Source organism: Streptomyces sp. NPDC051664 (assembly GCF_044453545.1).
Taxonomy (GTDB): domain Bacteria; phylum Actinomycetota; class Actinomycetes; order Streptomycetales; family Streptomycetaceae; genus Streptomyces.
Genome location: NZ_JBITCU010000004.1, coordinates 42,100 through 57,874, shown reverse-complemented (window position 1 = coordinate 57,874; position 15,775 = coordinate 42,100). Strand labels below are relative to the sequence as shown.

Here is a 15,775-nt window from a genome sequence, read left to right as displayed (position 1 = left end):
GCCAGGCCTCCCTGCCACCGCGGCGCCACCGCCGTGAAACCGAAAACAATCCTGATAAGAGTCTAAATCGCCACACAATCGGACTTATCTTTCTCTCCTCAGCTGCACCAGCGCCGTGTGCCGTGCCGCGACCGCGCGATCGTCACCATCCGTCCGTCTATGCGGCAGGCGGCGTGGGCAGGCGCAGGTGGGCCAGATCGTCGGGTGGCGGGCTGTCGGGCCGGTGGAAAAGCGGGGTCTGGTCGATGGCGGCCGCCGGGGCGTCAGCCAGCTGGAAGCGTTCGCGCAGCCGGTGGTAGAACTCCAGCGGCGCCAGACGGGCCAGGCGCAGCCGGTACGGTGCCCGGTAGACCGCAACCCAGTCCCCGGGGTCCAGCACTCCGCGCGTCTGCCCGTCGATACTGACGGCCACCCGGCCGGAATGCGGCAGCACGCGGACCGCGACCGCCTCGTCGGCGGCGGCTATCACGGTACGGCCGAAGGCCATGTGCGGGGCGACCGGGGTGAAAACGATGGCGTCGGCGGCAGGGTCCAGTACCGGCCCTCCCGCGGCAAAGTTGTAGGCGGTCGAGCCGGTGGGGGTTGCCATGATCACCGCGTCGGCCGAGTAGGAGGCGAGCAGCTGCCCGGCCAGGTATACGGCCACGCTCGCCTGCCGGTCCCGGGCGAGCTTTTCCAGGACCACGTCGTTCACGGCGGTGACGTCCAGGGCGACACCCCAGCCGACCGGCTGCGGCCCGGCGGGACGCAGCGTCGGCGCCGGCAGCGCGGGGCCGCGCCCGTAGCACAGCACCGTGTCCATGCCGACGGGCGTCTGAAGCGGGCGCGACGCGCGCAGCGTGAGCACCATCCGCTCCTCGATCACCGCCTGATCCCGGTGAAGAACATCCAGAGCGTCCTCCACCTGGTCAGTGGTGATCTCGGTCAGGAAGCCGACCCGGCCCACGTTCACGCCCAGCACCGACGCCCCGTCCTTGGCGGCGATCCGTGCCCCACGCAGAAACGTACCGTCACCACCGAACGTGATGATCGACCCAGGATGTCCCGCCGCCTCGGCCTCTTCCTGGCCTCCGTGCCTCGGTTCCCCCTCCCGCCACACGTCGATATCGGTGCAGGCTATGCCGCGAGCGGCACACCACAGGCGGGCAGTCCGCGCCGCCGCGACGGCGGCGGGCCGGCCTTGGTGGACAACCAGACCCAGCCGATTGAGAGGCATCACCTCTCACCGTAGACCGCCCCGGCCCGCCGCGCAGATCGCGACAGATCGTCCCGACAGACGGGTGGTCGAACGCATCCTCTTCCTGGCTTCAGGGCTTCGAACGCCTCCGTCCCCACCCGGGAACGCAGAGCCGACAGCTGCGAAACCTTCCTCGAGCCCGGCTACTGAAGGAACGCCGTGCTGCCACCGGTGCCGTCCGGCGGATCTACCGCGTCAGTCCTGCACGCGCACGGGCTGTTCGCACTGCGGCGGACAATGCGTCGATGTCGTAGGCGCCGCGGTGCAGCAGGCCGTTGATGAAGAAGGTGGGAGTTCCGGACACCCCGCTCAGATCGGCGGACTCCATGTGCTCGGCGACCCGGCCGGCCCCCGCATGAGTGCGCAGACTGCGATGGAAGCGCTTGGCGTCCAGGCCCAGTTCGTCCGCGTAGCGCTTCAGGTCGGACGCCTGGAGCGCGCCTTGGTGCTCCAGGAGGCGGTCGTGCATCTGCCAGAAGGCCCCCTGCTCCGCCGCGGCCTCGGCCGCCTCGGCGGCGAGTTGCGCGCTGGGATGGACGTCGGTGAGCGGCAGATGCCGCCACACGTAGCGCAGATCACCGAAGTCGGCGAGAAGATCGCGGACCACGGGTTCGGCCTGGCCGCAGTAGGGGCATTCGAAATCGGCGTACTCGACCAGGGTCACCGGGGCGTTCATCGGGCCCCGGACGTGGTCACGGGCGGGGTCGACCGGGACCGCGAGATCGATCACCCTCTCGGCGGTGCCGAGCAGCACCCGTGCACGCCTGTGCGGCGACAGGAGCCTGATCGCCGTCGCCACGGCGCAGGTTGCGAGGAAGGAACAGATCACCGCGCTCAGGATGCCCATCTTCGCCTCTTCGAGCCGGTCTCCTTCGAAGGCGAGCGTGGAGATCAGCAGGGCGACGGTGAACCCGACCCCGGCGATGGTGCCGCCCCCGGCCAGGGCGCCCCAACCGACCGGAGGTCTCAGCCGACTGCGGCTCAGCCGGGTGAGCAGCCAGGAGGCACCGGTGATACCCACCGGCTTGCCGACCAGATAGCCGAGCAGGATGCCCAGAGTGACCGGGGACGTTGCCGCCCGCGACAGCAGTCCTGCGTCGATGGTGATGCCGGCATTGGCGAGGGCGAAGAGCGGCACGATCACATAACTCGTCCACGGGTGGTACATCTGTTGCAGCCGCTCGTTGAGCGACACCGCCGAGGCCAGTCCCTGGCGTGCCGAACGCTCCAGTTCGGGTGTGGGCTGCTCCCGGAATGAGATGAAGAGATCGCTTGCGCGTTCCAGGTCGCTGCGCGCCGCCGGGTAGGCATAGGTCAGCAGCCCCATGGCCAGGCCCACGACCACCGGATCGACACCGGACTTGAGCAGGGCGACCCAGGTCGCGACCCCCATCAGCAGGTACGTCAATCCGCGGCGCACGCCCGCCGCCCTGACCAGCAGGATCAAGGCGAACAAGGCCACGGCCGCCAGCAGGGCGGGCACGGTGATGTGCTCGCTGTAGACGAGGGCGATGACCACCAGGGCCAGCACGTCGTCGACCACGGTCACCGTGAGGATGAACGTGCGCAGCGCGTCGGGGAACCGTCGCCCCAGGATCGCCAGCATGCCCAGGGCGAATGCGGTGTCCGTGGACATGGCCGCACCCCATCCGTGGGCCGAGGCACCGCCCGCGTTGAATGCGAGGTAGACACCGACGGGGACGATCATGCCGGCGAGCCCTGCGGCCAGTGGCAGCATGACCCGCTGCCGCTCCCGTAGCTCGCCCGTGTCGAACTCCCGGCGCGCCTCCAGCCCGATGACGAAGAAGAAGAACGTCATCAGGCCGCTGTTCACCCACTCGCGCAGGTCCAGCGACACCCCTGCCGATCCCAGGGTCACCGAAAAATGCGTCTCCCAGAAGGATGCGTACCCCACGGGAGCCGCGTTCGCCCACGCCAGCGCCGCCACGGTGGCGGCCAGCAGCACCGCCGCGCTGCCGGACTCGGTCGCGAGGAACGCGCGTAGCGGTGTCCGGGTCCCCGGGTCACGCGTGCTCTGCTCCTGGAAGGGAGGAGGGGAGGAAGGGGCGGCGTGTGTCACGGGGCCATCATCGCGTGTCGTGTGCCTGTTGGGGTGCAACGGCCCACCAGGGGCCGTACGGCACCCGACCGCTTCATGTGCCGACCGGACGGCCCGTTCATGCCAGGCATCGGCCAGGTTCTCTCCTCGGACGACCGGCTCACCGATGCCGCTCATGTTCCGTGAGAGACGGCCGGAGGGGCGGAGGCAACCGACGCGTGCCACGGACGGTGGCCATTTCGAAGCCACTGGGTGCGGCAAAACTGAGTGGCCGTCCGGAGTTGGCTCCGCATACCTTCGGCCGAATGGCTGACGTGTGCTTCAGCATCCACGACTCGCCGCGACCCGCTCGACCCTGATCGCAGCGATCTCAACGCGTACGTTACGACGCTCTCCTGACCGCCGACGACCACCTCGGCGCCCCGCCCGCCGGGCCCGAACGGCGAGGTCGCCCCGGAGGGACCGGGCTCACCGTCCTGACCAGGCCAGCAGTTTGCCCGCCGGCCATGAGGTGATGACCCGTTCCACCGGCACACCGCACTCCTCGGCCCGGGCACAGCCGAAGATCTGCCAGTCGAGCTGGCCCGGTGCGTGGGCGTCGGTGTCAATGGCGAACAGCACTCCGGCATCGACGGCGCGACGCAGCAGACGCCGGGGCGGATCGAGCCGTTCGGGCCGGCTGTTGATCTCGAGGGCGGTGCCGGACTCGGCGCACGCGGCGAACACTTCGTCCGCGTCGAACTGCGACTCCGGGCGCCCCCGGCCGGTGATCAGACGGCCTGTGCAGTGCCCCAGAACGTTCGCCTGCGGATGCCGGACGGCGGCGACCAGCCGACGGGTCATGGTCCGCGCGTCCATGCGCAGTTCGGAGTGCACGGACACGACCACCACGTCGAGCTGTTCCAGCAGTTGCTCCTCCTGGTCGAGGGAGCCGTCCGCGAGGATGTCGCACTCGATTCCGGTGAGCAGCCGGAACGGCGCCCAGCGCTCGTTGAGTTCGGCCACGGCCGCCAACTGGCGGCGCAGCCGTTCCGGCGACAGGCCGTGTGCCACGGTCAGCCGGGGAGAGTGGTCGGTGAGGGCCGCCCACTCGTGTCCCAGCTCCATGGCCGTACGGCCCATCTCCTCGATCGGGCTTCCGCCGTCCGACCAGTCGGAATGCAGATGGCAGTCGCCGCGCAGCACGGCACGCAGCGTGCTGCCGCCTTCGGTGAGCGGAGCGGCGGTGTCCTCCAGCTGCCGGAGGTAGCCCGGGACTTCCCCGGCCAGGGCTTCCCGTACGACCTGTGCCGTCTTCGGCCCGATGCCTCTGACCGACTCCAGCATCCCCGCAGTTGCGCGTTGCGCGATCTCGTGGCCCGTCATCGCTCCGATCGCACCAGCCGCTGTACGGAACGCCTGTACGCGGTACGTGGCTGCCCGGTCGCGTTCCAGCAGGAAGGCGATCCGGCGCAGGGCGTCGACCGGGTCCATCGGTACCTCCCGTCCCGCCACGACACGACGGGGCTGCGCACCGGGGGCCTTCCCACGTCGGCACAACCCCCAGGCGGCGGCGTCTCGTACGCTCCCGCTCAGCCGCTGACGAACACCGGGCGGGCGGCGCGCCGGAGGAGACGCGGCGGGCACCGGGCCGACGCCTCCTCCGGGCCGTGGTCAGTGGCTCTCGGGTGCCGGTTCCAGGACGAGGACAGGAATCTGCCGGTCCGTCTTCTCCTGGTAGTCGGCGTAGTCGGGAAAGGCCTCGACCGCGCGCTCCCACCACACACGCTTCTCGTCGCCGGTGACCTCACGGGCGTTCATGTCCTGGCGGACCGGGCCGTCCTGCAGCTCCACCCGGGGATCCGCGGTGATGTTGTGATACCAGACGGGATGCCGGGGAGCTCCGCCCAGCGAGGCGACCACGGCGTACGCGCCGTCGTGCTCGACCCTCATCAGCGGTGTCTTGCGGATCTTGCCGCTCTTGGCTCCGCGCGTGGTCAGGATGATGACCGGCATGCCCCGCATCGCGGTCCCCTCCGCCCCTCCCGAACTCTCGAACAGCTCGACCTGATCGCGGACCCACTGCTCGGGGCTCGGCTCGTACTCACCCTTGAGAGGCATGGCATCTGTCCCATCGTCGGAATTCGGGCAGCGCGGACATCGATGTGTCCCGCTGCACCGAGAACTCTTTCATCATCGCGCCGTCCCGGGACCAGGGCGAGTACGCGTGTCACAGCGGCAGTTCGGTTCCGCGAGCGTCGGGACGCGGGCGGGACAGCGGTGCCGTCATCGGGTGGGTGGGAGCGATGCCCTCGCTGTACGTGGCAGGGTGACGGATCCACTCCTGCGCTTCCGCTCCACAGGTCCCGCTGCTCGTGAACGAAGAGCACGAGTGACGATCACGCGGCGCGGATCCGTGCGAGCTCAGCGCAGCTGCGCCTCCCAGTTCGCCGGGACCATCCCCTGCGGACCCGGGGTCGGCTGAGTCGCGGGGTGGCAGGTGGGTGCGAGCAGATCCGGCCCCTCGTAGTACTCCTCGGTCTCGACGTTCCACATCCAGCTCTCCCCCGGCTCGAAGCTGGCCAGGAACGGATGTCCCGCGTCGCGGGCATGCTTCGTTCCGTGCTGCCCGGGTGAGGAATCGCAGCATCCGATGTGTCCGCAGGCGGCGCAGCGACGCAGGTGGAACCACCACCCCGGTGCGTCGCCCGCCAGACAGTCCGCACACCCTGTGCCACTGGGAGCCGCGGTGGGATCGATACCTGGAATCCGGTCAGGTGCCATGGGACGTGCCTCCGTGATCAGGCGTGAGCACACGGACCTCAAAGGTCTTGGCTCGACACGCTGAGGCCTTCCGTTTCCCCTTCTGCATCGTAAGGCCTGGTGGGACGGTGCGCCTGTGTCGGTCGTCCCTCACCCCACCGGGGCCGACGGCTGCGTCTCCCGGCTGTCGACCAGCCGCCGTCGGAGTGCGGCGAGTCGGGGATGTCGTTCATGCATTTCGGCCGAGTGGCGGTCGAGTTCGTGACCGAGCCGTTCGGCGCGCTTGTCGATGTCCAGCTCATCCAGAATGCGATCGATCTCGGCGAGCAGGGCACCGTGGAGTTGCCACTCTCTGGGGTGTTCCTGGACGTCCTCCAACAGAAGGTCGGCCACCACGTCCCGGGCGGCGCGGCTGGACACCAGTGCGGCGGCCAGCCGCGACTCGGCTTCCTCGGCATTGGCGGACACCGGGGTGGTGATCAGCGTGGAGAAGCTTTCGATGGCCTCGGCCATCTGGGCGAAGAGTTCTCGGAGTGACAGCGCCACGTCCTCGGGGAAGAGCGATTCCTCGGTGCGGGCCTTGGCCAGATCCGTCAGGGTGCGTGCCAGCACGCGGAGCACGACTGCGCAGATCTCCAGCGTGTCGAGTCCGGTACGCAGGACGATCCGGTAGAGGAGTCCCTGGCGGACCCGGGGGTTGAGCATGAGGCTCTCCTCGGCCTGCCGCAGCGAGGCGTCGACAGCCACGATGTCGTGGTCCAGCCGGCGGGCGTCGTGCAGTCTGGCCGCCGCCTGGGGGACGGAGATGTGTCCGCCGGTCTCCTCGCCCATGGCACGGAACAACCGTCCCATCTCCCGTGCCAGGGTGTCGATGGACGCCCCGGCGGTCTGCACCCATACGGGCGGTGCGAACAGCAGGTTGAACAACAGGCCGACGCCCGCACCGATCAGAGTCTCGAGTACGCGGTCCCACGCGGTGTAGGCGATCTGGGACACGCCGAGGACGAGCATCGCACTGATGGCCACCTCGGGCACGAACTCATCGACCCGCACCATGCGTCCGATGATCAGTGAACTGAAGATGGTCAGCCCCAGGCTCCACCAGGTCAGCCCCACCAGAGCGCTGAATCCGATGGCGATGAGCACCCCGACGACGACGGAGTTGACTCGCCGGATGCCCGTGGTGAGTGTCGCGTACAGGGTGACCTGAACGACCAGGAGCGCGGTGAGCGGAGCTGTCAGCGGAGCGGGCTGAGGAAGGGTCCACACCGCGACGACATAGGCGATGACTGCCGCCGCCGTCGAGCGCAGGGTCTGCGCCGCGACAGGTTCGGTGGTTCGCCGTACGAGCTTGACCACAGGTGCGGAGAGTTCTGGCATCTCACTCCCCTTCCCTTGCGCGACCACTTGCAGCCCCACGAATCGACCGGACGGGTGCCGATGTGTCGAGATCGACCGGCGCAGCCGACACCGAAGACCCCGGATCGGCCGGCCGATCCGGGGCTCGCGGGCCTCGCGGAGTACCGGCAGTGGAACCGCTCGGTGGCCGGGGACGCGGGGCGCAGCCGCAACCGCGCCTTAGGAATGCGGCAACGAACGGGAAACACCTTCAACAGAAAGTTGACCCGCTGTCGCGTCACCGCTCCCCCACGCTCGAACACGCCGTCCGTCCGCGCTCACGCGCACCCACCCGTTCTCAGGCGCACCCGTCCCCCGCCCCGTTACGGAGGCATCCGTGTCACAGGCACCGTCCTCGCCCGCCCCCGCCCGCCACCCCGTCGACCAGGTGCTGCCACCCGGCCGGCTCGGGATTCTCGGTCTGCAGCACGTGCTGGTCATGTACACAGGCTGCGTCACCGTCCCGCTTGTCTTCGGCTCCGCCGCCAAGCTGGACACGTCCACCATCGGGCTGTTGATCAACGCCGACCTGTTGGTGGCCGGCCTGATCACGCTGATCCAGGCGCTCGGCATCGGCAAACTCCTCGGCGTGCGGCTGCCGGTCGTCGCCGGAGCCACCTTCACGGCGGTGACCCCGATGATCCTCATCGCGGGCGAGTACGGCATCCAGGCCGTGTACGGGTCCATGATCGCGGCAGGCGTCTTCGGCCTGCTCGTCGCCGTGCCCTTCGCCCGCGCCGTACGGTTCTTCCCGCCGCTGGTCAGCGGTTCGGTGATCACCGTCATCGGGCTCTCGCTCATCGGAGTCGCCGCCGGCCTGATCGCCGGTCTCGACCCCACAGCCAAGGATTACGCCGCCCCCAGCCACCTCGCGCTGGCGGGCGGCATCATCCTGCTCATCATCGTCGTCAGCCGATTCACCCGCGGCTTCCTCGCGCAGATCGGCGTGCTCCTGGGCCTGGTCGGCGGCACCCTGGTCGCCGTTCCGATGGGCCTGACCGATTTCTCCTCCGTCGGGCAGGCCGGCTGGCTGGGCGTCTCCTCGCCGTTCCATTTCGGCGCCCCGCAGTTCCCGATCGCCGCCGTCATCTCGATGTGCGTCGTGATGCTTGTGACGTTCACCGAGTCCACCGCCGACATGCTCGCCGTCGGTGAGATGACCGGCCGCTCGCTCTCCAAGCGTGACTTGGCCCGAGGTCTTGCCGCCGACGGCGTCTCCGGCATCCTCGGCGGCATCATGAACGGCTTCCTGGACACCGTATTCGCCCAGAACGTCGGGCTGGTCGGAATGACCAAGGTCCGCAGCCGCTACGTCGCCGCCGTCGCCGGAGGCATCCTGGTCCTGCTGGGCCTGGTCCCCAAGCTCGGCGAGATCGTCGCCTCGCTCCCCGAACCGGTGATCGGTGCGGCCGGTCTGGTCATGTTCGCCACCGTGACCGCCGTGGGCATCAAGACCCTGCGCACAGTGGAGTTCGAGGGCACCAACAACCTGATGGTCGTCGCTGTCTCCATCGGGATCGGCATGCTCCCCGTCGTCGCGCCGTCGATCTATCACGCCTTCCCGACCTGGGTCCAGATCATCGGCGGCAGCGCCATCACCAGCGCCACCCTCGCCGCGTTCCTCCTGAACCTGCTCTTCAACCACACAGCCGGCCGCGGCAGATCCGCGACGGCCGAGCCGGCGTCGGCGACGGAGGTGACCACTTCCGGCCCGACCTGACGAACCCCGGCCCTCGAGTCCCGCCGTCCCCTGGGTGACGGGGCACGACGGTCCACCGACGCCGAGACGGCGAGGCCCATCGGCCTCGCCGTCTCCGGTGCAGTCGCCCCTCAGGCGTTGAGGACACCCGCGCCCAGCAGAGCGAAGAGCAGCACGCCCACGATGATGCGGTAGATCACGAACGCGTTGAACGAGTGCTTGGCAACGAACTTCAGCAGCCAGGCGATCGAGGCGTACGCGACGACGAAGGAGACCACCGTGCCCACGGCGAGCGGAACCGCGCCCGCCCCGCCGCCGACCGCGTCCTTCAGCTCGTAAAGCCCGGCGCCGGTCAGTGACGGGATTCCGAGGAAGAACGAAAGGCGGGTCGCGGCGACCCGGTTGAGGTCCAGGATGAGGCCGGTGGACATGGTGGCGCCCGAGCGGGAGAAGCCGGGGAAGAGGAGCGCCAGGATCTGGGAGCAGCCGACCAGCATCGCGTCCTTGAGCGTGGTGTCCTCCTCGCCGCGCCTGTGCCGGCCCATCTGATCGGCCGCCCACATCACACCGCTGCCGACGATCAGCGATCCGGCCACCACCCACAGCGAGGCGAGCGGTCCTTCGATGAGCGGCTTCGCGGCGAGTCCGACGATCACGATCGGGATCGTGGCGTAGATGACCCACCAGGTGAACTTGTAGTCGTGGTTGTCCCGTTGGTCGCGATGGGCCAGGCCCCGTACCCACGCGGTGACGAATCGGACGATGTCCTTGAAGAAGTAGACGAGGACGGCGGCAATCGCACCCACCTGGATGACGGCGGTGAAGGCAACGACGCCCTTGTCGTCCACCGGGATGTCCATCAGCCCCTCGGTGATCTTCAGGTGCCCGGTGGAGGAGATCGGCAGGAACTCGGTCACCCCCTCCACGATCCCGAGAACGATGGCCTGTCCGATGGTGATGGCGCTCAAGTGTTCCGTCCTTGCGAAGCATTCGATGGGATGACGGTGGTGGTGCGGTGCGGTGGCGCTATCGGCTCAGGCCCGCAGCTCCGAGAAGCAAGGCCCGCGCAGCCGCCGGCAGCCGGTCGGCGGCTGCACCCGTCCCGGGCCGGGCAGTGCCCTGGGCTCGGGCGTGTGACGGAGCATGGGATTCCTGTCATGGCGGCGGGCGTCACGGGTCCAAGAGCATGCGTGGCACACTCGGGGAAGGCCAGCGTCTTCTACGCGCGCGTAGAAGACGGGTGTGACTGTAGAGGATGAGCAAGGAGGCAGCCAACGGTGGATGCGGTCGAGCGTGCCGGGACACACGAGACGGACGGCCGCCTGGCCAACGGGAGGCGGGAGGCCGAGGTGCTCGCCGTGCTCCGGTCGGCGCAGGAGCCGCTCACCCCGAGAGCCGTACGTGAAGTCATGGACGACGACTTGTCGTACAGCACCGTCGTGACCATCCTGACCCGGCTGTACGAGAAGGACGTCCTCACCCGGGTCCCACGAGGCCGGGCCTTCGCCTACGCGCCCGCGACCGACGAACCGGGTTTCGCGGCCCGGCGGATGCGCCAGGCCATGGAGGAGGTTCCGGATCGCGAGACGGTTCTCACCCGTTTCGTCGACGACCTGTCGAGCGGTGACGAGGCGCTTCTGCGCCGCCTGCTCGGCGGCGACCTGGACTCCGGCCGGTAGGGCCACGGAGGCTGCCATGCATCTCGCCATCTATCTGCCGCTGTTCTTCCCGCTGCTGGCGGGACCCGCCGCCCGGCCGCTTGCCGACCGGCTGGAACCGCGGCTGGCCACCTGGGTGCTGACGACGGCGTCCGTGGTGTTGGCCGCGGGCAGTACGACGGTACTCGGCCTGCTCGCCCTCGCCGGTCTGGTGCGTATCCCGAGGATCGCCCGGCTCGCCGATCTGTCACCGGCCGTGCTGGGACGCGACGATCCGGCGTGGGTACCGGTGGCCGTACCGGCCGCGGTACTGCTGCTCGCCGTGACCGTGGTCGCCTCCCGTTTCCTGGTCCGTCGGGTGCGGGCGGTGTGTGCGGCTGTTCTGGAGTCCGCATGCTTCCCGGGTCAGGATCCGCTCGTGGTGATGGAGGAGTCGGCCGCCGACGCGTTCGCGATGCCTGGACTGCCCGGCCGCATCGTGGTCTCGACGGGCATGCTGTCCACGCTCGACGAAACCGAGCGGGCAATCCTGTTCGCGCACGAGCGGGCCCATCTGCGCGCGCACCACTATCTGTTCGCCGCGGCCGCCCAACTGGCGGCAACCGCCAACCCGTTGGTACGCCCCTTGGCGGCTCAGGTCTCCTACACGGTGGAGCGGTGGGCGGACGAGGCCGCGGCAAGCACGACCGGCGACCGGCGGCGGGTGGCGGTCACCGTGGGAAAGGCGGCGCTGGCGACAAAGCGCTCCGGAGGTCTGGGACGACTGCCTGCCGCGGCCCTGGGACTTCTCGGCCGCCGGGGCGCGGAGCGCCGGATGGACGGGGAGCCAACCGGGCTGGACAAGGCGGGACCTGTGCCGCGGCGGGTGGCTGCGCTCCTGTCCCCCGCACCGACGGGCGGGAAGTGGCGAGCGATGGTCACCGCCGCCTACCTCACGGCTGCCGTCCTGTGCACGGTCGAAGCCGCCCAGGATCTGCACGAGGTGCTGGAGCGGGCCGGAGGCGGCTGACCGGCAGGTTCCAGGGGCCGCTGGCCCCCGTACAGGTGGGCGGTCAGCCGTCGAGGCTCGGCAAGGCCTGGGAAAGCTGGACACGAGCGGGTTCGCGCAGAACCCTGCCCTGGAGGCGGGCCGCGAGGTCCCGGATCGCGGGGAGACGGGCGACCAGCGCCTCCCCCGGGCAGTCGGTGGCAAAGCCGTCGCGATGGGCGGAGATGGCATGAAAACTGGCGGAAGTTCCCTTGGGGTAGCGGCTCTTGTCATTGGTGGACGTGAGTCGCACCTTGCTGCGGGGGTCGACACCGCGCAGGCCGAGTTTCCAGGCGGCGAGGGCCGCGATCGCATGTTCCATGGGCGCCGGCACCTTCGTCCCTGGCCCGAAGGTGCCGATCGCCGCGATCCCTGCAGTGCCCTGGTTGAACCCGAGTGTGTGGGAGCCGACGACGGGACGGTCGATACCTCCGGCACGGCCTTCGTAGATGTTGCCGCATCGGTCGACGAGGAAGTTGTAACCGAAGTCCCCCCATTGCTGATCACGGGTCTGGCCCGTGTACAGGTTGCGCAGGATATGTGGCACGTCGGCGCAGTCGTAGGCATTGGGGGTGTCCGTGTGGTGAATGAAGATCGCCGTCACCCCGTTCGCGTAGTGGGCCCGGGGATCGCGCTTGGTCTCGTCGGCCCGCCACTGCGCACGCGACACGATGGTGGGGCGAAGTGCCGCGTGGGGGAACGCCACCACCATCGCACTCAGCGCAACGAGTGACCGCGTGGAATCGACGGTCGGCGCCGGCCCCGTACCGGCCGGCAGCACCGAAGCAGGGCTACGCGGCATCGTCCCGCCGACGGCCCCGGCCATCGTCACCCTGGCCGGTGCCGCCACGAGTGGAACTGCCGCTATGGAAGCCGTGAGGGGCAGCACGATTCGCCACATACGCACAGGGGGCCTTCTTTCCTCTTCGCCGAGCGGGCGGCGGGGAGCACGTAAGCCCGCTAAGGGCTGTCCCGTAATCCCTGGTGGGTCAGCGCACGGCGTCAGATGCGGTGCATCGCAAGGCGGAGGGACGTCCGCATACTGGATGCATTCGGGCGTTCCGGCGACGCGGCGGGGCGCCGTAGGTGTCGTCGCGCGCCCGCCAGGGATTGCGGGACAGCCCTCAGCCTTGCGGCAGGAGGTTCGCCGCGCGCGCCGGACTACTGCATGCAGGCGAGTACGACGTAGCCGACCTCGGTGTGAGTCCGACGGCAGTCCATGGGGTCAGCCACTCCCGAACACGGGCCCCTGCAGATGTTCGCCGGTCGGCGGGAATGACGACGCCACGATGCGCCGGCAGACGTCGCCGAGAACCGACGAAGCCGGGGAGGCAGCGGGTGCGGAGGACATGGGGCGGCTCCGGGTGGGGTGGTCGCCGTGCGCCGCCGATGAGGGGCGGCACCCGTCACGGATCCCCGGCCCGCGAACGACCTGGACACGCCAGCCGCCAGGGCGATCGCCCTGGCCGCCGTCCTGCCGGACCTCTCCGATGCGCTCTCGCCCGGCGAGGCCGTGCTGCTGCGTGAGTGGCTCCAGCGCCTCGCGACCACGAGCGGGACCCCGACGCCGGCCACGTCCCCGACCGGGCCGGCGGCCGGCGACACCCCATCCTGAGCCTTCCGCAGGGGCCACGGTCGCTGTCGCCGGCGTCCGGGGTCGGACGTACGAGCCGAATTGCGGCTCACACGAGGTGGCGACCGGCCGGCCCGTGCGGCCTGCCCTGGTGGGTGGCGCCCTCCCGCACCCCGAACAACAGGCGGTCGTCAGTGGTCGTCAGGAGCAGGCGACCAGTCCGGCCGCGTCCACGGTGAAGACAGCCCGCCCGGCAGCGACCTGCCGGTCCCGGTCCGGGCCGGGGCGCACCAGCCGATCCAGCGAGCGGAGCAGCGCGATCTCGTCGGCAGCATGATCGGTGAGGCCTGCGGCAGCCATCTCGCTGACGCCCTCAGCGCCGTGACCGGCGATCGGCCGGTATCCGACGACCGGTACGCCGGCGGCGAGGGCCTGCTGGGCCGTCTGCCCCGCGGCGTTGTCCACCAGGGCGCTCGAAGCCGCCATGAGGTCGGGCAGGTCCTCGACCCAGCCCAGCGCCAGAACGCCAGGAAGCAGCGCGGCACGCTCCCGCAGCTGTTCGTCCCTGCCGCACAGCAGCACCGGTATGTGGCCCGCGCCGGCGAGCAGCAGCGCCGTGTCGGTCAGCCCGTGTCCCACGCCCCAGGCCCCGGCCGAAATCAGCACAGGTGGGCGGCCGGGGCCGCGCCGCGCGAACTCCCGCGCCCAGCGCGACGGCTGACCGCCCGGGGTCTCGTGGCCGACCGAGGCGAAGGCCGGCGGCACGATCGGGCCGCACACATCCGCCGGGCGTCCGGTCGTGGCGCGGACTCGTGCCGCGGCGGCCTCGGTCAGGCACAGGTGCAGGTCGTTGCCGGGATGCAGCCACTGTCGGTGCACGGCGAAGTCGGTGACCACGACCGTGCTGGGCGGGCAGACACCGCCCCGGGATCGCAGCCGCCCCGTGACCTGAGCAGCCTGGTGGAAGGTGGAGACAAGCGCGTCCGGTCGCCGGCGTTCCACGACGTTGCGCAGGCGTGGCTCCAGGACTGCGGCCAGCGGCCCGGTGCCCAGCGCCCAGTTGTTCCGGTCGCCCGGGTCTCCGCGCTCGCGGAAGAATGCCGAATAGACCGCTCCGTAGGCCCATGGGCAGCGGCGCAGCGTCGTGCGGTAGAGGGCGCGCAGCCCGCGCCCGGCGCCGGGGGGCAGGAGGTCGAGGAGGTCAACACATGCCGTCAGGTGGCCGCCCGACCGCAGACGCACGGCCAGTTCGGCGGCGACGGCATCGTGTCCGGCGCCCATGCTCGCGCTGACGATCAGAATCCGACGTCCCATTCTTGGATGTTCCCCCGCATGGAGGATCCGCGCATGGCAGCCGGTGCGCCACACCCGGACGGGCGGGCCGTTAGCCCAGTGCGGTCTAGCGCGTTTGCCGGTGCGTCCGTTGCACCGAAGGATTACTCAGTACGGGTCGGTACAGGCGGTGCCTCGAGAGCACCAGGATGTCGGCGGCCCCGGAGGACGGAAGGCCCATGCGCAAGAGCCCCCTACCCCGCGGTACGCCCGCAGCCGAGGCCGATGTGTCGCTGTCGGCTGCGGCCGGTCCGTCTGCCCGCGGCCCACGTCCGGTCGTGTTGATCACCGGGGCCTCCTCCGGTATCGGCGCCGAAGTCGCCTCGCGGCTCGCAGTCGGCGGCCGATGGGAGCTGCTGCTGAACGGACGGGACGAAGACCGGCTCGGCAGTGTCGCCGCGCGTACTTCCGGTGTCGCGCTGCCGATGGACCTGGCCTCCGGGGAGGGCTGCCGCAAGCTGGCCGAGGCTGCACTGGCGCACAGCGGCCGAGTCGACGCACTCGTCGCCGCAGCGGGGCTCGGCTGGGCGGGGGCCTACACAGAGATGCCGCCCGCCACCGTGGAACGCCTGGTGAATGTCAACGTCTGCGCCGTTCTCCATCTCGTGCGCCTGGTCCTGCCGCAAATGGTGTCCCGCGGATCGGGCCGGCTGGTGCTCATCGGCTCTGTCGCCGGCCGGTTCGGCGTGCGGGGTGAGGCGGCGTACGCGGCGACGAAGGGCTCGCTGATCGCGTTCGCGGACAGCCTGCGCTACGAGCTCCAGGGCACCGGCGTCCAGCTCTGCCTGGTGCTGCCGGGTCCCGTCGACACGCCGTTCTTCACCCGCCGTGGCACCCCCTACACACGGTCCTGGCCCCGGCCGGTACCCGCCGGGCGGGTCGCGGCTGCGGTCGAGGAGGCGCTGACCGGTGGGCGGGACGAGATCGCCGTGCCGCGCTGGCTGGGCGTGCCGGGACGGGTGCAGGGTGTGGCGCCGCGGCTGTTCCGCAGGCTGGCCACGCGCTTTGGCTGAGCGGGCCCACGGCAACGGACACGCGCGCAGGGTTGGT

Annotated in this window: 13 protein-coding genes; 4 read left to right on the top strand and 9 right to left on the bottom strand. The window is 70.1% G+C overall.

Annotated elements, in window-relative coordinates; translation table 11 throughout:
- Positions 1 to 157: 157 nt before the first annotated feature.
- The 6 genes from ACIA8E_RS09325 to ACIA8E_RS09300 form a co-directional block, all read right to left on the bottom strand.
- Positions 158 to 1,216 (bottom strand): NAD(+)/NADH kinase, encoded by a 1,059-nt coding sequence (locus ACIA8E_RS09325; RefSeq protein ID WP_399296143.1) that lies wholly within the window; start codon positions 1,214 to 1,216, stop codon positions 158 to 160.
- A gap of 208 nt (positions 1,217 to 1,424) precedes the next feature.
- Positions 1,425 to 3,317, bottom strand: a complete 1,893-nt coding sequence (gene nhaA / locus ACIA8E_RS09320) for a Na+/H+ antiporter NhaA (protein WP_399296141.1) — start codon at positions 3,315 to 3,317, stop codon at positions 1,425 to 1,427.
- A gap of 447 nt (positions 3,318 to 3,764) precedes the next feature.
- Positions 3,765 to 4,769 (bottom strand): PHP domain-containing protein, encoded by a 1,005-nt coding sequence (locus tag ACIA8E_RS09315; RefSeq protein WP_399296139.1) that lies wholly within the window; start codon positions 4,767 to 4,769, stop codon positions 3,765 to 3,767.
- A 180-nt stretch (positions 4,770 to 4,949) separates the two neighbouring features.
- Positions 4,950 to 5,396: a nitroreductase family deazaflavin-dependent oxidoreductase gene (locus ACIA8E_RS09310; protein WP_399296137.1), complete on the bottom strand. Its 447-nt coding sequence runs from the start codon at positions 5,394 to 5,396 to the stop codon at positions 4,950 to 4,952.
- A 303-nt stretch (positions 5,397 to 5,699) separates the two neighbouring features.
- Positions 5,700 to 6,059, bottom strand: a complete 360-nt coding sequence (locus tag ACIA8E_RS09305; RefSeq protein WP_399296135.1) for a UBP-type zinc finger domain-containing protein — start codon at positions 6,057 to 6,059, stop codon at positions 5,700 to 5,702.
- A 129-nt stretch (positions 6,060 to 6,188) separates the two neighbouring features.
- Positions 6,189 to 7,418, bottom strand: coding sequence for an aromatic acid exporter family protein (locus ACIA8E_RS09300; RefSeq protein ID WP_399296133.1), 1,230 nt, complete (start codon positions 7,416 to 7,418; stop codon positions 6,189 to 6,191).
- Positions 7,419 to 7,773: 355 nt separating this feature from the next.
- On the opposite strand from ACIA8E_RS09300, the gene ACIA8E_RS09295 reads away from it, so the two are divergent.
- Positions 7,774 to 9,156: a nucleobase:cation symporter-2 family protein gene (locus ACIA8E_RS09295; RefSeq protein WP_399296131.1), complete on the top strand. Its 1,383-nt coding sequence runs from the start codon at positions 7,774 to 7,776 to the stop codon at positions 9,154 to 9,156.
- 110 nt (positions 9,157 to 9,266) lie between these two features.
- Here the strand turns inward: ACIA8E_RS09295 and ACIA8E_RS09290 are convergent, their stop codons facing one another.
- Entirely contained in the window at positions 9,267 to 10,103 is an 837-nt protein-coding gene (locus ACIA8E_RS09290) for an undecaprenyl-diphosphate phosphatase (RefSeq protein WP_399296129.1), read from the bottom strand.
- Between the two features lie 309 nt (positions 10,104 to 10,412).
- Here ACIA8E_RS09290 and ACIA8E_RS09285 point away from each other — a divergent pair, with 309 nt between their 5' ends.
- Positions 10,413 to 10,814 (top strand): BlaI/MecI/CopY family transcriptional regulator, encoded by a 402-nt coding sequence (locus ACIA8E_RS09285; protein WP_399296127.1) that lies wholly within the window; start codon positions 10,413 to 10,415, stop codon positions 10,812 to 10,814.
- 16 nt (positions 10,815 to 10,830) lie between these two features.
- Positions 10,831 to 11,802 carry a M56 family metallopeptidase gene (locus tag ACIA8E_RS09280; RefSeq protein ID WP_399296125.1) on the top strand — a complete coding sequence of 324 codons (972 nt, stop codon included), beginning with the start codon at positions 10,831 to 10,833 and terminating at the stop codon, positions 11,800 to 11,802.
- Positions 11,803 to 11,845: 43 nt separating this feature from the next.
- Here ACIA8E_RS09280 and ACIA8E_RS09275 read toward each other — a convergent pair whose 3' ends face one another.
- Both ACIA8E_RS09275 and ACIA8E_RS09270 read right to left on the bottom strand, forming a co-directional pair.
- Positions 11,846 to 12,601: a peptidoglycan recognition protein gene (locus tag ACIA8E_RS09275; protein WP_399296123.1), complete on the bottom strand. Its 756-nt coding sequence runs from the start codon at positions 12,599 to 12,601 to the stop codon at positions 11,846 to 11,848.
- Between the two features lie 993 nt (positions 12,602 to 13,594).
- On the bottom strand, positions 13,595 to 14,707 hold the full coding sequence (locus ACIA8E_RS09270) for a galactosyldiacylglycerol synthase (RefSeq protein ID WP_399296121.1): 1,113 nt from the start codon (positions 14,705 to 14,707) through the stop codon (positions 13,595 to 13,597).
- A 197-nt stretch (positions 14,708 to 14,904) separates the two neighbouring features.
- On the opposite strand from ACIA8E_RS09270, the gene ACIA8E_RS09265 reads away from it, so the two are divergent.
- Entirely contained in the window at positions 14,905 to 15,738 is an 834-nt protein-coding gene (locus tag ACIA8E_RS09265) for an SDR family NAD(P)-dependent oxidoreductase (protein ID WP_399296119.1), read from the top strand.
- Positions 15,739 to 15,775: the final 37 nt, after the last annotated feature.